This is a genomic window from Streptomyces sp. NPDC047971, assembly GCF_040653355.1.
In the GTDB taxonomy this organism is placed as follows: domain Bacteria; phylum Actinomycetota; class Actinomycetes; order Streptomycetales; family Streptomycetaceae; genus Streptomyces.
Map to the genome: position 1 here is coordinate 1 of NZ_JBEZNW010000074.1, position 16,860 is coordinate 16,860.

General features: G+C 74.0%; 13 protein-coding genes and 1 pseudogene. 10 read left to right on the forward strand and 4 right to left on the reverse strand.

Annotated features, from left to right (window positions below; genetic code table 11):
- From AB0D99_RS35030 to AB0D99_RS35040, 3 genes are all read left to right on the forward strand, one after another.
- The coding region (locus AB0D99_RS35030) for an ATP-binding cassette domain-containing protein (protein WP_362372058.1) at positions 1–504 on the forward strand (504 nt) is incomplete at its 5' end.
- Positions 505–517: 13 nt separating this feature from the next.
- Complete coding sequence (cutA, locus tag AB0D99_RS35035) at positions 518–850, forward strand: divalent-cation tolerance protein CutA (protein ID WP_362372061.1); 333 nt, start codon at positions 518–520, stop codon at positions 848–850.
- Positions 847–1,242, forward strand: coding sequence for a gamma-glutamylcyclotransferase family protein (locus tag AB0D99_RS35040; protein WP_362372064.1), 396 nt, complete (start codon positions 847–849; stop codon positions 1,240–1,242). Before cutA ends, AB0D99_RS35040 begins: the two co-directional genes overlap by 4 nt.
- Here AB0D99_RS35040 and AB0D99_RS35045 read toward each other — a convergent pair.
- The 3 genes from AB0D99_RS35045 to AB0D99_RS35055 all read right to left on the reverse strand — a co-directional run bounded on the left by AB0D99_RS35045 (position 1,193) and on the right by AB0D99_RS35055 (position 5,093).
- Positions 1,193–3,382 carry a molybdopterin oxidoreductase family protein gene (locus tag AB0D99_RS35045; protein WP_362372067.1) on the reverse strand — a complete coding sequence of 730 codons (2,190 nt, stop codon included), beginning with the start codon at positions 3,380–3,382 and terminating at the stop codon, positions 1,193–1,195. The genes AB0D99_RS35040 and AB0D99_RS35045 overlap by 50 nt on opposite strands.
- 213 nt (positions 3,383–3,595) lie before the next feature.
- Positions 3,596–4,309, reverse strand: a complete 714-nt coding sequence (locus tag AB0D99_RS35050) for an ElyC/SanA/YdcF family protein (RefSeq protein ID WP_362372070.1) — start codon at positions 4,307–4,309, stop codon at positions 3,596–3,598.
- Between the two features lie 28 nt (positions 4,310–4,337).
- Entirely contained in the window at positions 4,338–5,093 is a 756-nt protein-coding gene (locus AB0D99_RS35055) for an aquaporin (protein WP_362372073.1), read from the reverse strand.
- Between the two features lie 66 nt (positions 5,094–5,159).
- Between AB0D99_RS35055 and AB0D99_RS35060 the strand changes: the two genes are divergently transcribed.
- The 7 genes and pseudogenes from AB0D99_RS35060 to AB0D99_RS35090 all read left to right on the forward strand — a co-directional run.
- Entirely contained in the window at positions 5,160–5,852 is a 693-nt protein-coding gene (locus AB0D99_RS35060) for a hypothetical protein (RefSeq protein ID WP_362372076.1), read from the forward strand.
- 89 nt (positions 5,853–5,941) lie between these two features.
- Positions 5,942–6,826: a sirohydrochlorin chelatase gene (locus AB0D99_RS35065; RefSeq protein WP_362372079.1), complete on the forward strand. Its 885-nt coding sequence runs from the start codon at positions 5,942–5,944 to the stop codon at positions 6,824–6,826.
- 44 nt (positions 6,827–6,870) lie between these two features.
- Entirely contained in the window at positions 6,871–10,413 is a 3,543-nt protein-coding gene (locus AB0D99_RS35070) for an NB-ARC domain-containing protein (protein WP_362372082.1), read from the forward strand.
- A 59-nt stretch (positions 10,414–10,472) separates the two neighbouring features.
- Entirely contained in the window at positions 10,473–11,768 is a 1,296-nt protein-coding gene (locus AB0D99_RS35075) for a deoxyguanosinetriphosphate triphosphohydrolase (protein ID WP_362372085.1), read from the forward strand.
- A 122-nt stretch (positions 11,769–11,890) separates the two neighbouring features.
- Positions 11,891–13,153 carry an FAD-dependent oxidoreductase gene (locus tag AB0D99_RS35080; RefSeq protein ID WP_362372088.1) on the forward strand — a complete coding sequence of 421 codons (1,263 nt, stop codon included), beginning with the start codon at positions 11,891–11,893 and terminating at the stop codon, positions 13,151–13,153.
- Between the two features lie 36 nt (positions 13,154–13,189).
- The gene (gene dnaG / locus AB0D99_RS35085) at positions 13,190–15,112 is read left to right on the forward strand and encodes a DNA primase (protein ID WP_362372091.1); all 1,923 of its coding nucleotides are present in this window, start codon (positions 13,190–13,192) and stop codon (positions 15,110–15,112) included.
- Between the two features lie 103 nt (positions 15,113–15,215).
- Positions 15,216–16,337: pseudogene (locus tag AB0D99_RS35090) on the forward strand (RNA polymerase sigma factor); the annotation flags it as partial.
- Between the two features lie 7 nt (positions 16,338–16,344).
- Here the strand turns inward: AB0D99_RS35090 and AB0D99_RS35095 are convergent.
- The coding region (locus AB0D99_RS35095) for an ATP-binding cassette domain-containing protein (RefSeq protein ID WP_362372094.1) at positions 16,345–16,860 on the reverse strand (516 nt) is incomplete at its 5' end.

Genomic DNA, 16,860 nt, shown 5'->3' on the forward strand with positions numbered 1-16,860 from the left:
GGGATCGGCATGGTGCTCCAGGACACCTGGCTCTTCGGCGGCACGATCGCCGACAACATCGCCTACGGAGCCGACGGGCCGGTCGACCGGGAGCGCATCGAGGCGGCGGCCATGGCCACCCACGCGGACCGGTTCATCCGCACCCTGCCCGACGGCTACGACACCGTCGTCGACGAGGACGGCGCCGGTCTCAGCGCCGGCGAGAAGCAGCTGATCACCATCGCCCGGGCCTTCCTCTCCGACCCGGCGATCCTGGTCCTGGACGAGGCGACCAGCTCGGTCGACACCCGCACCGAGGTCCTCATCCAGCGGGCCATGTCCTCCCTCCGCCACGGACGCACCTCGTTCGTGATCGCCCACCGGCTCTCCACCATCAGGGACGCCGACGTGATCCTGGTGATGGAGAACGGCTCGATCGTCGAACAGGGCACGCACGAGGAGCTGCTGGCGGCGAGCGGTGCCTACGCCCGGCTGTACATGGCCCAGTTCGCGGCCGTGGCCTGAGTACGGTGAGGGGGTGACCCTCGCACTGACCGTCCTCACCACCACCGACAGCGCCGCCAAGGCACAGGAGCTCGCGCGCGGAGCGGTCGAGGCCCGCCTCGCCGCCTGCGCGCAGATCTCCGGTCCCGTCACCTCCGTCTACCACTGGCGGAAGGCGATCGAGACCGAGGAGGAGTGGCAGGTCCTCTTCAAGACGACCGAGGCCCGCTACGAGGCCCTGGAGGCCCACCTGCTGGCCGCACACGACTACGACACCCCGGAGATCGTCGCCACGGCAGTGGTCCGGGCCTCGGCCGCGTACCTGGAGTGGATCGAGGCCGAGACGACGACGGTCCCCGCGCCGTGACCGAGCTGCCGTTCTTCGTCTACGGAACGCTGCGGCCGGGCGAGTACAACCACGACCGGTTCCTCCTCGGCCGCACGGCCGCGGAGGAACCCGCCCGGCTGTCGGGGGCACTGCTGTACGACGGCCCCGGCTACCCGTACGCCGTACCGGGCGAGGGCCTGATCGCCGGCGACCTGGTGACCGCCGCGCCCGGCGCGTACGGCGACCTGCTCGCCGCGCTCGACCTCGTGGAGGGCGGAGCCGGGTACGAGCGGGCGCAATGCACGGTCGTCCGGCTCCGGGACGGCGCGGCCGTCCCCGCCTGGGTCTACTTCGCGGCGCCCGGCACCCCCTACGGCCCGCTCATCGCGGGCGGGGACTGGCGGGTTCGAGGCGGACCGCGCACACCTTGAACTCGGGCATCCGGGAGACCGGGTCGAGCGCGGGGTTGGTGAGCGTGTTCGCCCTTCCCTCGCCGGGCCAGTGGAAGGGCATGAAGACGGTGTCCGGCCGGATGGCGGTGGTCACCCGGGCCGGCGCCACCGAACGGCCGCGCCGCGAGACCACGGCGACCCGCTCGCCGTCGGCCACCCCGAGCCGCTCCGCGAGCCGCGGGTGCAGCTCGACGAAGGCGCCGGGCGCCGCGGCGTTCAGCTCGTCGACCCGCCGGGTCTGCGCCCCGGACTGGTACTGCGCGACGACCCGCCCGGTCGTCAGCACGATCGGGTACTCGGCGTCGGTCTCCTCCGCGGCGGCCCGGTGCGTGACCGGCACGAACCGCGCCCGCCCGTCGGGGGTCGCGAACCGGTCGAGGAAGAGGCGGGGGGTACCGGGGTGGGGCGCGGCCGCAGGGGCCGGCCCCACGGCCGAAGCCGCCGGCTCGGGGACGACGCCGTCCGGCGCGCCGGACGACGTGGCTCCGGCCCGCCGGCCGCCCGCCGGCTCCTCCGGGCACGGCCAGAACACCCCGTTCTCCTCGCGGATGCGGCGGTAGCTGATGCCGGAGTAGTCCGCGGGACCGCCCGCCGAGGCGCGGCGAAGCTCGTCGAAGACCTCCTCCGGGTCCGTGGGGAAGCCCTTCTCCCAGCCCAGCAGACCGGCCAGCGCGTGCAGCACCTCGAGATCGGTGCGGACGCCCTCCGGCGGGGTCAGGGCCCGCTCCCTCAGCAGCACCCGGCCCTCCAGGTTCGTCGTGGTCCCGGTCTCCTCCGCCCACTGGGTCACCGGCAGCACCACGTCGGCCAGCTCCGCCGTCTCCGACAGGACCACGTCCGCGACGGCGAGGAAGTCCAGCGAGCGGATCCGCTCCTCGATGTGCGCGGCGCGGGGGGCCGAGACCACCGGGTTCGACCCCATCAGGAGCAGCGACTTCACGTCGCCGCCCAGCGCGTCCAGGAGTTCGTACGCGCTGCGGCCGGGCCCCGGCAGCGACGCGGGGTCCACCCCCCACACCCCGGCCACGTGCGCCCGCGCCACCGGGTCGTCGAGCTTGCGGTAGCCGGGGAGCTGGTCGGCCTTCTGGCCGTGCTCGCGGCCGCCCTGGCCGTTGCCCTGTCCGGTGAGGCAGCCGTAGCCGGAGTGCGGCCGCCCGGCCCGGCCGGTCGCCAGGCAGAGGTTGATCCACGCGCCGACGGTGTCCGTCCCCTTCGCCTGCTGCTCCGGGCCGCGCGCGGTGAGCACCATCCCGCTCTCCGCGTCGCCGAACATCCGCATCGCGTCCCGCAGCAGCGGCACCGGCACACCGGTGATCCGCTCGACCAGCTCGGGCCAGTGCGCCATCGCCCCGGCCCGGGCCGCCTCCCATCCCTCCGTACGCTCCCGGACGAACTCCTCGTCGACCCGGCCCTCGGCGACCACCAGGTGCAGCAGCCCGAGCGCGAGCGCGAGGTCGGTGCCCGGGCGGGGCGCGAGGTGGAGGTCGGCCTGCTCGGCTGTGCGGGTGCGGCGCGGGTCGACGACGATGAGCTTCCCGCCGTTCTCCTTGAGCTCGGTGAGGTAGCGCAGCGCGGGCGGCATCGTCTCGGCCAGGTTGGAGCCGACGAGGATCACGCAGCCGGTGCGGGGGATGTCCTCCAGCGGGAAGGGCAGCCCCCGGTCCAGCCCGAACGCCCGCTGGTGCGCGGCCGCCGCGGACGACATGCAGAAGCGGCCGTTGTAGTCGATCTGCGAGGTGCCGAGGACGAGCCGGGCGAACTTGCCGAGCGTGTACGCCTTCTCGTTGGTGAGACCGCCGCCGCCGAAGACCCCCACGGCATCGGGTCCGTGGTCGGCGCGGGTCCGGCGCAGCCCGTCGGCGACGGCGGCGAGTGCCTCCTCCCAGGTGGCCGGGGCCAGGGCACCCGTGTCAGGGCATCGGACCAGGGGCCCGGTCAGCCTGACCCGGGAGGAGAGTACGGCCGGGGCGGTGCGGCCCTTGCCGCACAGCGCGCCCCGGTTGACGGGGAAGTCGGTCCGCTCCACCACCTCGACGGAGGCGCCCTTGGGGCTCAGTGACATGCCGCACTGGAGCGCGCAGTAGGGGCAGTGCGTGGGGGTGGTGACAGCCTCGGACATGCGGAAATCATGAGACGGGCGTGTTACGGGAGGCGGCGCGCCGGATTACGAGTCCTGCGCGTTCTGCTCCCGCCCCCGCGCGTCGCGAGGTGAGGTGCGGGCCGGAGGGTGCCCGGTGGATCAGCCCCTGATCCACCGGGCACCGTCGAGGTCGCGACCGCGACGTCCCGCCCGGCTCGCGGTGCCCCGCGGGGGACGCTTCCCGGACAGGTCCTAGCCTGCCGACGCGAGCGCCTCCGTCACGCCTTCCTCGCGCTCTCCGAGGAAGTGCGGGTCCGGCCGGAGCGTCGCGTCCACGGCGGCCTTCCCGGCGGCGACCAGCTCCCGGACGCCGCCGTAGTAGAAGACGGAGTCGTGCGGTTCGACGACCTTCACGCCGTACGACTCGATGCCGGCCGCGCGGCAGAGCGCCACGGCCCGCTTGATGTGGAAGTCCTGGGTGACGAGGACGGCCCGCTCGACGCCGAAGATCTTCTTGGCCCGGACGCAGCTGTCCCAGGTGTCGAAGCCCGCGTAGTCGCTGACGATCCGGCCGTCCGGCACGCCCCGCTCGGTGAGGTACGCGCGCATCGCGTCCGGCTCGTCGTACTCCACCCGGCTGTTGTCGCCGGTGACCAGGACGACCTTGACCTTGCCGGCCCGGTAGAGCTCGGCGGCGGTGTCGAGGCGGTGCGCGAGGTACGGGGTGGGGCGCCCGTTCCAGAGGCCGGCGCCGAAGACGACGGCGACGTCCTGGGCGGGCACGTCGGCGGTGGTCCGGAGCCGGCTGTCGGCGACGGCATGGGTCCAGGTGGCGGGGGCGAGGGCGAGGACCGCGCCCAGCATGACGGCCTGGACGGTGCGGCGGCGGGCACGGGTGGTGCGCGGCAGCGGCATCAGCCGCCTCAGCCGGGCGACCGGCCGGGCCGGTACGCGTACGCCTCGCATGGAACCTCCGTCGATCTTGCCTGCCCCGTCACCCCTTTCGACGCGAATCCGGGCCGTTCGGTTCGTTCCGGCCGGACCGGCGGCCGGATTCGCGGCCGCCGTACAGCACGGAGGCGAGGGCGACGCCGAGCAGCAGACCGAGGAGTTGGGCGCCGATGAACCCGGGCAGGGAGGCGGGGGCGATGCCGGTGAAGGAGTCGGAGAAGGCGCGGCCGACCGTGCCGGCCGGGTTGGCGAACGAGCCCGAGGAGGTGAACCAGATCGCGGCCATCAGGTATCCGCCGACGGCGACCGGGGCGAGCGCGGAACGGTCGATGCGGCGCAGCCCCTGGACGAGCAGGACGAGCCCGGCGGTGGCGACGGTCTCGCCGATCAGCAGATGGGTTCCCGAGCGGACCTGGGTGGACCAGGCGCCGGGCGCCCGCCCGAACATGGCCTCGGCGAGCAGCGCGCCGGCAACGGCGCCGACGAGCTGGGCGGCGAGGTAGGCGGCGACCTCGCCCGCGCGCGGGGCGCCCTCCTCGTCCCGCCGGGCCCACCACTCGGAGAGGGTGACGACCGGGTTGAGATGGCCGCCGGAGAGCGGGCCGAGCAGCGCGATGAGCAGGCCGAGCCCGAGGGCGGAGGCGAGCGAGTTGGCCAGCAGGCGCACCCCGACGTCCTGGCTGAGCGCGGCCGCCTGGATGCCGGACCCGACGACGACGGCCACCAGCGCCGCGGTGCCGACGAGTTCGGCGACGGCTCTTCGGGGCAGCCCGGGGGAAGCAGAGGGAATCATTCGCATGGCGGAAAAGATATTCCGCTAGATAAAAGAATGAGGAGCCGAGGGGGAGAACCGTACGATCCGCGCATGATCACGGAAGCAGTCCGCAACAACGCCGAGTGGTGCGAGGCCATGTGCCGTGCCCACGACCTGCCGGGAGCCTTCGCCCCGCGCGCCTGGACGAACCCCCGCCGGACCCCGCTCTACTACCCGGACGCGGTGACGCTGACCGCCGACGCGTCCGTGCGGGACGTCCTCGACGGCATCGACCGGAGCGTCCCCGGAGCCTCCGTCAAGGACAGCTTCGCGAGCCTGGATCTGGCCGGCGAGGGCTTCCGGCCGCTCTTCGACGCCCGGTGGATCCACCGTCCGGCCGGGCTGCCCGCACCCTCCGCGGACGGCTCGTGGCGCGCGCTCCGCACCCCGGAGGAGCTCACCGCCTGGGCTCTGGCCTGGAGCGGCGGGGACGCGGACGAGTCCGCGCTGTTCCGCGCCGGACTCCTCGCCGACCCGGCGACCACCGTCGTCGCCGGGTACGGCGCCGACGGCCGGATCGTCGGCGGCGCGGTGCTCAGCGACAGCGGCCCGGTCACCGGCGTCTCCAACCTCTTCACCGCCGACGGTCTCGACCCCGCCTCGACCTGGGCGGGCTGTCTGACCCTGGTGGGCGAGGACAGGCCCGTCGTCGGCTACGAGTCCGGTGACGACCTGCCCCCCGCCCGCGCCCTCGGCTTCGAGGAGATCGGGACCCTGCGGGTCTGGCTCGACACCGGCGCCTGACAACGGGGACGGGCGGACGGTGAGCCCGTGGAAAACACTCGTGACCCCGGCGCAACGGGGAGGCAACGCGCCGGGGCCAGGATCACTCCATGACGGAGCCGGACACCACGTTCGACAGCACCGCCGAGCTGCTCGGCCGCATCACCGCGCAGCTCGGCGACCAGCTGAGCAATCTCCCCCCGACCCGACGGGGCAGGCGCGTGAACGGGCCGAGGAGCACGACGGCGGCCGGGACGGGCGGCACGCCCACCCTCATCGCGGTCGGTCACGGCAGCCGTGACCCCCGGGCGCGCGCCACCCTCGCCCTGCTGCTCGACCGGGTCCGCGAACTCCGCCCCGGACTCGACATCCGCCTCGCCCACATCGAGTTGAACGCCCCACTCCTCACCGACACCCTCGCGCACCACCCCGTCGGCGACGCCGTCCTCGTCCCCCTGCTCTTCGGCCGCGGTCACCACCTCAAGCACGACCTGCCCGCCGCCGCGGCCGCCGCACCCGCCGTGCGCACCAGGGTCGCCGCCCCGCTCGGCGCGCACCCGCTGCTCGTCGAAGCCCTCGCCGACCGGCTCGCCGAGGCGGGGTGGACCTCCGCCGACAGCGCGTCACGCTCCACCGGAGTCGTACTGGCCGCCGCCGGCTCCCGCGACCCCGAGTCCCTCGCCGACATCCGCCGCACCGCGGACCTCCTCGGCGAACGGCTCGGGGGAGTGCCCGTCGTCCCCGCGTACGCCTCCGCCGCCGCCCCCACCGTGCCCGAGGCCCTGCGCACCCTCGCCGCCCGCGGCCGGCACCGGATCGCCGTCGCCTCCTGCTTCACCGCCCCCGGCCTCTTCGCCACCCGCGCCACCGCCCACGCGCCCTGGATGGCCTCCGCCCCGCTCGGTGCCCACCCCGCCCTCGCCCGCCTGGTCCTGCACCGCTACGACCGGGCCCTGACCCTCGCCGCGCCGAGGGAACTCGCCGTCAGCCGCTGACGCCGCCCGCGGGCCGTGACTATTCTGCGGTCGGGGGGTGGATCATGCGCGGTGCCGTCAAGGGAGCCTCGCTCGCCGCGATCGCGGCGGCGGTCGCCGTACTGGTCTCACTGGCGGCCAACGCGGCGACTTCCAGGGAGCGTTGGCCCGGGATCCTCGACCGTGTCCGGCAACAGCCGTGGTGGTGGGTGGCCGGCCTCACGGCCGTCGGCGTCCTCGTCGCCGTGGTCGTGGCCTGGCGGCAGGAGCGGACCTCCACCGCGGCCACCGACCCGCCCCCGCCCCCGCACCACCCCGTCCCCGACTGGGTGGTCGACCGGGCCGAACGCGCGCGGACGGTCAAGGCGGTGTGCCGCTCCGGTCGGGGGCGCGACGGCCGGACGGTGGCCATCACCACCTCCCTGGAGGGCGCGGGCGGCTTCGGCAAGACCGTCCTCGCCGGAGCGGTGGCGGCAAGTCCCCGGGTACGCAGGCACTTCCGCGGCCGGACCTACACCGTCACGATCGGCCGCGACGTCCGCGGTCGCGCCGCCGTCGCGGCGAAGGTCGCCGAGGCCACCCGCTTCATCACCGGCGACACCACCGCCTTCGACGACCCGGGCCTCGCCGGCGACCACCTCGGGCGGCTCCTCGACAGCCGTCCCCCGACCCTCCTCGTCCTGGACGACGTCTGGGACGCCGAGCAGCTCGACCCGTTCCTGCGGGGCGGCGCCCGGTGCGTACGCCTGGTCACCACCCGGGTCCCCGGCGCCCTGCCCCGCGGCACGGAGCGGGTCCGGGTCGACCAGATGTCCCCCGCCCAGGCCCGCGCCGTCCTCACCTGGGAGCTGCCCGCACTCCCCGAGACGCTCGTACGGGACCTGTTGGAGGCCACGGGGCGCTGGGCGCTCCTGCTGCGCCTCACCAACCGCCTGATCACGCGCCGGATCGCCACCGGCACGGACCCGGCGGCCGCGGCGGCGGACGCCCTGCGCGGACTCGTCGCGAGCGGTCCGGCGATCGTGGACGCCGACTCCGCCCCACTCGACCTCGACGATCCGGTGCGCCGTGCCCTGGCCGTCCGCGCCACGGTGGAGGCGGCCACCACCCTGCTCCCGGCGGGGGGCGACCGGCGGCTCGCGGAACTCGCGGTGTTCGCCGAGGACGAGTCGATCCCCGTACCCCTCATCGCCCGCCTCTGGTCGCGGACCGGAGCACGCGACGAGGCGGAGACCCGGGCCCTCTGCGGGGAGCTCGACCGGCTGTCCCTGGTCTCGCTCACCGCCGACCACGGCGGCCGGATCACCCTCCACGACGTGCTCCGCGACTACCTGCAGAAGGAACTCGGCGAGCCGACCCTGACCGCCCTGCACGGCACGCTCGCCGACGTCGTCGGCCCGACCCCCTGGGAGCCCGCCGAGGAGATCCGGGGCTACGTCCTCGACCACGCCGTCGAGCACCTGCTCGCGGCCGGGCGGAGGCAGGAGGCCCAAACCGTCGCGAGCGACCTCCGCTGGATCGAGACCCGACTGCACCAGCGCGGCCCACTCGCGGCCTGGGCGGATCTGGCCGCCGTCCCCACCCGTACGGCGGCGCACCTCGCCGACGACCTCACCCGCGCCGCCCACCTCCTCACCCCCACCGACCCGCCCGACCTGCTGACGAACGTCCTGCACAGCCGCCTGGAGTCCCTCCCGCTCTGGCGCGACCGCGTCGACGAACGCCGCGCCGACCCCGGACTCGGGCCGCGCCTCCGCAACCTCCGCACCCCGCCGGACCTGCCGGAACCGGCCCTGATCCGTACCTTCATCGGCCACAACGGGCCCGCGTGGGCCGTGGCGGTCTCCCCGGCCGGCGACGCGCTCGTCACGATCGGAGCCGACGGCATGGCCCGCGGCCTCGACCCGAACAGCGGCGGCCGGCTGGCCGTGGACGTCCGTGGCCAGGGCCGGTTCCGGTCCCTGGCGATGTCCCCGGACGGCACCTGGCTCGCGACCGCCGGCGCCGGCCGTACCGTTCACCTCTGGTCGCTCGACCGAGCCACCCTGCCGACGAGGACGCTCGGGCCGGTCGGCGAGGAAGGCGCGTCGCTCCATGCCCTGGCGATCACCCCCGACGGCACCCGCGTGGTGACGGTCACGGACCGTCATGTGGAGCTCTGGGACGCCGTGGGCGGGGCGCGGCTCGCCCAAGCCAGACGAATGTCCAGCATGGCCGACACGTGCTTGGCCATCGCTCCGGACGCCACGATGCTGGCCTTCGGTGGGCCCGCCGGCGCGTGGCGGATGTCCGGGGACCTCTCCTCGTACCTCCCGGCCCGGGGAGGTCGAGCGGGCCGCACGGTGAACGCGCTGGCCTACGGGCCGGACGGCGGGTGGTCGGTCGCTGCCTGGGACGACGGCGAACTGCATCTGTGGGACGAGACGGGCCCGCGGGGCTCGGATACCACGACCACGATCGACGCCCACAGCGGCGCCGCCACCGCCGTCGCGGTGTCACCGGACGGCAGGTGGCTGGCGAGCGGTGGCGAGGACGGGACGCTCGCGGTCTGGAACCGCGGGCAGCGCACCTGCCGTGCCCGCTACTCGGCCCACCAGGGCGGGGTCCACGCCGTCGCCTTCACGCCCGACGGCGACCGGCTGATCAGCGCGGGGGAGGACGGATCGGTGAAGATCTGGGACCCCTCCGGACCCGAGCGGTTCCGGTCCGGCGAGGGCGAGGGGATGCGGACCGTCACCGCCGTCGGACGCGGCGGACTGCTGGCGGTCGCGCATCGCGACGGAGACACCCGGCTCGGCGACCCGCTCGGCGACGCCTGGGGGAGCCCGCTGACCTCCGGGAACGGAGACGACTACCGGGGGCCGGTCGCCTTCGGCGCGAGCGGCGCCTGGTACGCCGCCGGACACCTGTTCAGGGTGGAGATCGGGAGCGTCGAAGGCTCGCCGGGCGCCCGACCCCTCGTCCTCCCGCTCGGCCACACCGTCTCGGCGCAGGCCCTCGCCGTCGCCCCCGACGGCGCCTGGATCGCCGTCGCCGACTCCGACGGCGCGCTCCAGCTGTGGGACCGCTCCACCGAGCGGCGCACCGCCCTCCTGCCACGCCCCCCGGGCGCGGTCGGCCGAGGGCATGCCGTGGCCATCGCGCCCGACGGCACCTGGGTGGCGGTGCTGCGCCACCGGACCGGCTCCGGCGGGGCGGAGTCGTCGGTGCACGTGTTCCGGCTCGCGCCGGGCCGGCGGTCGGCCGAGCGTCACCTCGACCTCCCGCACGACGGAAGGATCACCGCCCTCGCCGTCACCCCCGACGGCACCCGCCTCCTCACCACCTCCACCACCGGAGCCCTCACCCACTGGGACCCCCGTACCGGCGAGCCCCTCGCCACCCACACCGACCCCGACGGACCGGTGAACGGCCTCTCCGTCTCACCGGACGGCAAGTGGATCGCCACCGCCGGCCCCATGCTCCGCGTCCTGGACGCCGCCACGGGCCGTACCGTCGCCGCTGTCCGCGCCGAGACGCCCCCGACCTCCTGCGTCTGGCTCCCCGACGGCCGCGGACTCGTGGCGGTCGGCGAACGCGGCCTCTACTCCTACGAGTTCCTGACCTGAAGGCCCGTCCGGGGTGGCGTCACGCCCCGGTTGTCGGCCCAGCCGGTTACCGTCGGAGCATGGAAGGCATCACGGACACCCCCGGCTACGACGACACCGCGACCGAACGATGGGCCGCCGAGCCCGACAAGAGGCCGGGACGGACCGCCTTCCAGCGCGATCGCGCACGCGTGCTGCACTCCAGCGCGCTGCGCAGACTCGCGGGCAAGACCCAGGTCGTCACCCCCGGATCCCGCAGCCACGCCTGGGACGCCAGCCCCCGCACCCGCCTCACGCACTCCCTGGAGTGCGCCCAGGTCGGCCGGGAGCTCGGTGCGGCGCTCGGCTGCGACCCCGATCTCGTCGAAGCCGCCTGCCTCGCCCACGACATGGGCCACCCGCCCTTCGGGCACAACGGCGAGGTCGCGCTCAACGACTTCGCCAAGGACTGCGGCGGCTTCGAGGGCAACGCCCAGTCCCTGCGCCTGCTCACCCGCATCGAGCCGAAGCGCTTCATCGCCGACCCCGCCACCGGCGACCCCGTCAGCGTCGGCCTCAACCTCACCCGCGCCGCCCTCGACGCGGCCACCAAGTACCCCTGGCCCCGAGGCGGACACCCCGAGGACCCCGACTCCCCGAAGTTCGGGGTGTACGAGGACGACGTCCCCGTTTTTCGCTGGGCCCGCCAGGGCGCCCCCGAGCACCGCAAGTGCTTCGAGGCCCAGGTCATGGACTGGTCCGACGACGTGGCGTACTCCGTCCACGACTTCGAGGACGGCCTGCACGCCGGTCACATCGACCCGAACATGCTGCTCTCCGAGCCCGAGCGCGCCGACATCTGGAACGTCGCCGTCGGCCGGTACGTACCGCACGACACCGACCCGCAGGAGCTCGCCGAGGCGCTCGACCGGCTCGTCGACCAGGAGTGGTGGCCGCACGGCTACGACGGATCCGCCGTCGCCCAGGCCCGCCTCAAGGACGCCACCAGCGAGCTGATCGGCCGCTTCGCGCTCGCCGCCGAGGGCGCCACCCGAGGTGCGTACGGCTCCGGCCGCCTCACCCGGTACGCCGCCGAACTCGTCGTCCCCCGCGAGACCCGCAACGAATGCGCCGTTCTCAAGGCCGTCGCCGACCGGTACGTCATGCAGCGCGCCGAGCAGGAGGCACTCCGCGCCGACCAGCGCATCGTCCTCGCCGAACTCGCCGAGGCACTCACCGCCCGCGCCCCCGAGGGCCTCGACCCGCAGTTCCGCGCCCTGTTCGACGCGGCCGGCGACGACCGCTCGCGCAAGCGGGTGATCATCGACCAGATCGCCTCCCTCACCGACGCCTCCGCCCGCAGCCTTCACACCCGGCTCCACCCCCGCCGCGCCTGAGGACCCCGCCCCCTTCCGCCATCACGCTGCGTGCGGGACGCTCGGCGGAGGGCCCGAGGCGGTACGGCTCGCCGAACGCCCGGAGGCGTAGCGTAGAAGCGGTCGCAACGAGGAGGCATCAAGTGGTCGACGCAGATCAGACCTTCGTCATCGTCGGCGGGGGCCTGGCCGGGGCCAAGGCGGCGGAGACGCTCCGTTCCGAAGGGTTCACCGGCCGAGTGATCCTCATCGGCGACGAGCGCGACCATCCCTACGAACGCCCACCCCTCTCCAAGGGCTACCTGACCGGCAAGGAGGAGCGCGAGAGCGTCTTCGTCCACGAGCCGGCCTGGTACGCCCGCGCCGAGGTCGAGCTCCACCTCGGGCAGCCCGTCACCGTCATCGACCGCGAGGCCCGCACGGTACGCCTCGGCGACGGCACCACCATCCGCTACGACCGGCTCCTCCTCGCCACCGGAGCCGAGCCGCGCCGCCTCGACATCCCCGGCACCGGACTCGCCGGGGTCCACCATCTGCGCCGGCTCGCCCACGCCGACCGGCTGCGCCACGTCCTGGCCTCCCTCGGCCGCGACAACGGCCATCTGGTGATCGCGGGCGGCGGCTGGATCGGCCTGGAGGTCGCCGCCGCGGCCCGCGGCTACGGCGCCGAGGTCACCGTCGTCGAGTCCGCGCCCACCCCGCTCCACCAGGTCCTCGGCCCCGAGCTCGGCCAGCTCTTCGCCGATCTCCACACCGAGCACGGCGTCCGCTTCGTCTTCGGCGCGCGGCTCACCGAGATCGTCGGCCAGGACGGCATGGTCCTCGCCGTCCGCACCGACGACGGCGAGGAGCACCCCGCCCACGCCGTCCTCGCCGCGATCGGCGCGGCCCCGCGCACCGCGCTCGCCGAGGCCGCCGGCCTCGACCTGACCGACCGCGCCCACGGCGGCGGCATCGCCGTCGACGGGTCGCTGCGCACCTCCGACCCCGACATCTTCGCGGCCGGCGACGTCGCCGCCGCCCAGCACCCGCTCCTGCACACCCGGCTCCGCGTGGAGCACTGGGCCAACGCCCTCAACGGCGGCCCGGCCGCCGCCCGCGCCATGCTCGGCCAGCCCGTCTCCTACGACCGGGTCCCGTACTTCTTCTCCGACCAGTACGACCTGGGCATGGAGTACTCGGGCTGGGCGCCGCCCGGCTCCTACGACCAGGTCGTGCTCCGCGGCGACGTCGGCAAGCGGCAGTTCATCGCCTTCTGGCTGAAGGACCGCAAGGTGCTCGCCGGGATGAACGTGAATGTGTGGGACGTCACAGAGTCGATCCAGCAGCTCATCCGCGCCCAGTCCCCGGTGGACACCGAGGCCCTCGGCGATCCCTCCGTCCCCCTGGAGAGCCTCGTTCCCTAGGGCCCGGCCACCGGTCCGCCCACGTAGAATTCCAGCGTGGCAGGCAGGATCAACGATGACGACGTGAAGGCGGTACGGGACGCGGTCCCGATCGACGCCGTCGTGTCCGAGTACCTCCAGCTGCGCAACGCGGGCGGTGGCAACCTCAAGGGCCTCTGCCCCTTCCACGACGAGAAGTCGCCCTCCTTCCAGGTCAGCCCGAGCAAGGGCCTGTTCCACTGCTTCGGCTGCCAGGAGGGCGGCGACACCATCGCCTTCGTGATGAAGATCGACCACCTCTCCTTCTCGGAGACGGTCGAGCGCCTCGCCGCCAAGGCGGGCATCACCCTGCGGTACGAGGAAGGCGGCTACAACCCCGGCCACCAGCGGGGCGAGCGCATCCGGCTGGTCGAGGCCCACCAGGCCGCCGCCCGGTTCTACGCCGACCAACTCGGCTCGCCCGAGGCCGAGATCGGCCGCACGTTCCTCGCCGAGCGCGGTTTCGACCAGGCCGCCGCCGAGCACTTCGGCGTCGGCTACTCCCCGGCGGGCTGGGACCACCTCACCCGCTACCTGCGCGGCAAGGGCTTCTCCGACAAGGAGCTCATCCTCTCCGGGCTCTCCCAGGACGGCCGGCGCGGCCCCATCGACCGCTTCCGCGGCCGGCTCATGTGGCCCATCCGCGACGTCGGCGGCGACGTCGTCGGCTTCGGCGCCCGCAAGCTCCGCGACGACGACAACGGACCCAAGTACCTCAACACGCCAGAGACCCCGATCTACAAGAAGTCCCAGGTGCTCTACGGCATCGACCTGGCGAAGAAGGACATCGCCAAGGTCAGCCGGGCCGTCGTCGTCGAGGGATACACCGACGTCATGGCCTGCCACCTCGCCGGCGTCACCACCGCCATCGCCACCTGCGGCACCGCCTTCGGCGGCGACCACATCAAGATCCTCCGCCGGCTCCTGATGGACAACGGCTCGGCCCGCGTCATCTTCACCTTCGACGGCGACGCGGCCGGCCAGAAGGCCGCCCTGCGCGCCTTCGAGGACGACCAGAAGTTCGCCGCCGAGACCTACATCGCCATCGCCCCCGAGGGCATGGACCCCTGCGAGCTGCGGCTCGCCAAGGGCGACCAGGCCGTCGCCGAACTGGTGGAGCCGCGCACCCCGCTCTTCGAGTTCGCGCTCCGCCAGATCGTGCAGCGGTACGACCTGGAGACCCCGGCGGGCCGTGCGGCCGCCCTCGACGAGGCCGCCCCGATCGTCGCCCGGATCAAGAACATCGCCTCCCAGCACGAGGTCGCTGTCCAGCTCGCGGGGATGCTCGGCATCCTCGACACCCCGTTCGTGGTCAAGCGCGTCGCGCAGATCGCCCGCTGGCAGCGCGACCGGGGCGGTCGCGGCGCCCCGGCGCCGGCCCCCGGCCGGTACGGGGACGCCTCCCGTGCCCGCGGGGCCGCGGCGGAGTACGAGATCCGGGCCCCCGCCGCGACCGGCGGCCCCGCGCTCCATCTGCGCAGCCCCGCCCACCGCACCGAGCGCGAGCTGCTCAAGCTCGCCCTCCAGCGCCCCGAACTCGTCTCCCCGGCCTTCGACGCGTACGGCGTCGACGAGTTCACGGCCCCGCCCTACGCCGCCGTCCGCCAGTGCGTCCAGGACGCGGGCGGCGCCACCGGCGCACCCGCCGACTACCTGTCCGCCGTCCGCGAGGCGGCGCCCGACGACACCGTCCGCGCGCTCGTCACCGAGCTCGCCGTCGAGGCGATCTTCGCCAAGGTCGTCGACGAGGTCTACGCGGGCGCCCAGCTCGTCTCGGTCCGGCTGCGCGCCGTCGAACGCCGCGTCCGCGACATCCAGGGCACCCTGGCCCGTCTCGGCGCGAACGGAGACCCGGCCCGACTGGCAGCCGTGCAGAACGAGCTGTGGGTGCTCACCCAGTACGGACAGTCGCTGCGCACCAACGGGGCCGCGGCACTCTGACGTTCGGTGACCCACCGGACTCAAAAAGTCACCGCACGCCCCTCGTGGCGGCGATGTGTCGTACCCCACACTGGGGAGCGGTGCCTGAGCCCCCGGAGCACCGGCAGCGATCACCCTGGAGGTCGCCCCCGTGCAGACCCAGACCCTGTCCCCGACGGATGTCGTGCCCGGGCAACGCCCGGCCGTCCACCACCCGGAGGCGCCGGCCTCCGCAGAGCAGGCCGAGGCGACCGACCCGGCCGAGCCCGTCGAGTTCGTGGACGACACGCCCGAGCCGGAGCCGGTTCCCCGCCGCCCGGAGCCCGGCGGAAGCGGACCCTCCTCCGATCTGTTCCGTCAGTACCTGCGGGAGATCGGCCGCATCCCGCTGCTCACGGCGGCGGAGGAGGTCGAACTGGCCCGGCGCGTCGAGGCGGGTCTCTTCGCCGAGGAGAAGCTGGCCAACACCCCTGATCTGGACTCCCAGCTGGCGCTGGACCTGGACCGGCTCGTCGTGCTGGGCAGGATGGCCAAGCGGCGCCTCATCGAGGCGAACCTGCGGCTCGTGGTCTCCGTCGCCAAGCGGTACGTCGGCCGCGGGCTGACCATGCTCGACCTGGTGCAGGAGGGGAACCTGGGCCTGATCCGGGCGGTGGAGAAGTTCGACTACGCGCGCGGCTACAAGTTCTCGACCTACGCGACCTGGTGGATCCGCCAGGCCATGTCCCGGGCCCTCGCCGACCAGGCCCGGACCATCCGCGTCCCGGTCCACGTCGTCGAGCTCATCAACCGGGTCATCCGCGTCCAGCGCCGGATGCTCCAGGAACGCGGCTACGAGCCCACCCCCGAGGAAGTGGCGTCCCAGCTCGACCTGATGCCCGAGCGGGTCAGCGAGGTGCTGCGGCTCGCCCAGGAACCGGTCTCCCTGCATGCCCCCGTCGGTGAGGAGGACGACGTCGCCCTCGGCGACCTGATCGAGGACGGCGACGCGGCGAGTCCTGTGGAGTCCGCGGCCTTCCTGCTGCTGCGCGAGCACCTGGAGGCCGTCCTCTCCACCCTCGGCGAGCGCGAACGCAAGGTCGTCCAGCTCCGCTACGGCCTGGACGACGGCCGGCCCCGCACCCTGGAGGAGATCGGACGGCTCTTCGGCGTGACGCGCGAACGCATCCGCCAGATCGAGTCGAAGACCCTCAACAAGCTGCGGGACCACGCCTTCGCGGACCAGCTGCGGGGCTACCTGGACTGACCCGCGGTCAGTCCACCTCGGCGACCGCCTGCGCGAACTGCGCCGCGTACAGCCGCGCGTACGCGCCGCTCGCCGTCAACAGCTCCTCGTGCGTGCCCTGTTCGACGATCGAGCCGTTCTCCATCACCAGGATCACGTCGGCGTCCCTGATGGTGGAGAGCCGGTGGGCGATCACGAACGAGGTGCGCCCGTGGGAGAGGCGGGCCATCGCCTTCTGGATGAGGACCTCGGTGCGGGTGTCGACCGAGCTGGTCGCCTCGTCCAGGACCAGGATCACCGGGTCGGAGAGGAAGGCCCGGGCGATGGTGATCAGCTGCTTCTCACCGGCGCTGACGCCCGAGCCCTCGTCGTCGATGACGGTGTCGTAGCCGTCGGGCAGGGTGCGGATGAACCGGTCCGCGTGCGCGGCCCGCGCCGCCGCCTCGATCCGCTCCCGGTCGACCGGCCCGTCGGCTCCGTAGGCGATGTTGTCGGCGATCGTGCCGCCGAAGAGCCAGGTGTCCTGGAGCACCATGCCGATCCC

Excerpts from the sequence above, each read along its gene's own strand:
- AB0D99_RS35065 (WP_362372079.1), top strand. The coding sequence starts at position 5,942 with ATGACGGAGCCGGACACCACGTTCGACAGCACCGCCGAGCTGCTCGGC.
- AB0D99_RS35075 (WP_362372085.1), top strand. The coding sequence starts at position 10,473 with ATGGAAGGCATCACGGACACCCCCGGCTACGACGACACCGCGACCGAA.
- AB0D99_RS35050 (WP_362372070.1), bottom strand. The coding sequence starts at position 4,309 with ATGCGAGGCGTACGCGTACCGGCCCGGCCGGTCGCCCGGCTGAGGCGG.
- AB0D99_RS35070 (WP_362372082.1), top strand. The coding sequence starts at position 6,871 with ATGCGCGGTGCCGTCAAGGGAGCCTCGCTCGCCGCGATCGCGGCGGCG.
- AB0D99_RS35060 (WP_362372076.1), top strand. The coding sequence starts at position 5,160 with ATGATCACGGAAGCAGTCCGCAACAACGCCGAGTGGTGCGAGGCCATG.
- AB0D99_RS35045 (WP_362372067.1), bottom strand. The coding sequence starts at position 3,382 with ATGTCCGAGGCTGTCACCACCCCCACGCACTGCCCCTACTGCGCGCTC.
- AB0D99_RS35055 (WP_362372073.1), bottom strand. The coding sequence starts at position 5,093 with ATGCGAATGATTCCCTCTGCTTCCCCCGGGCTGCCCCGAAGAGCCGTC.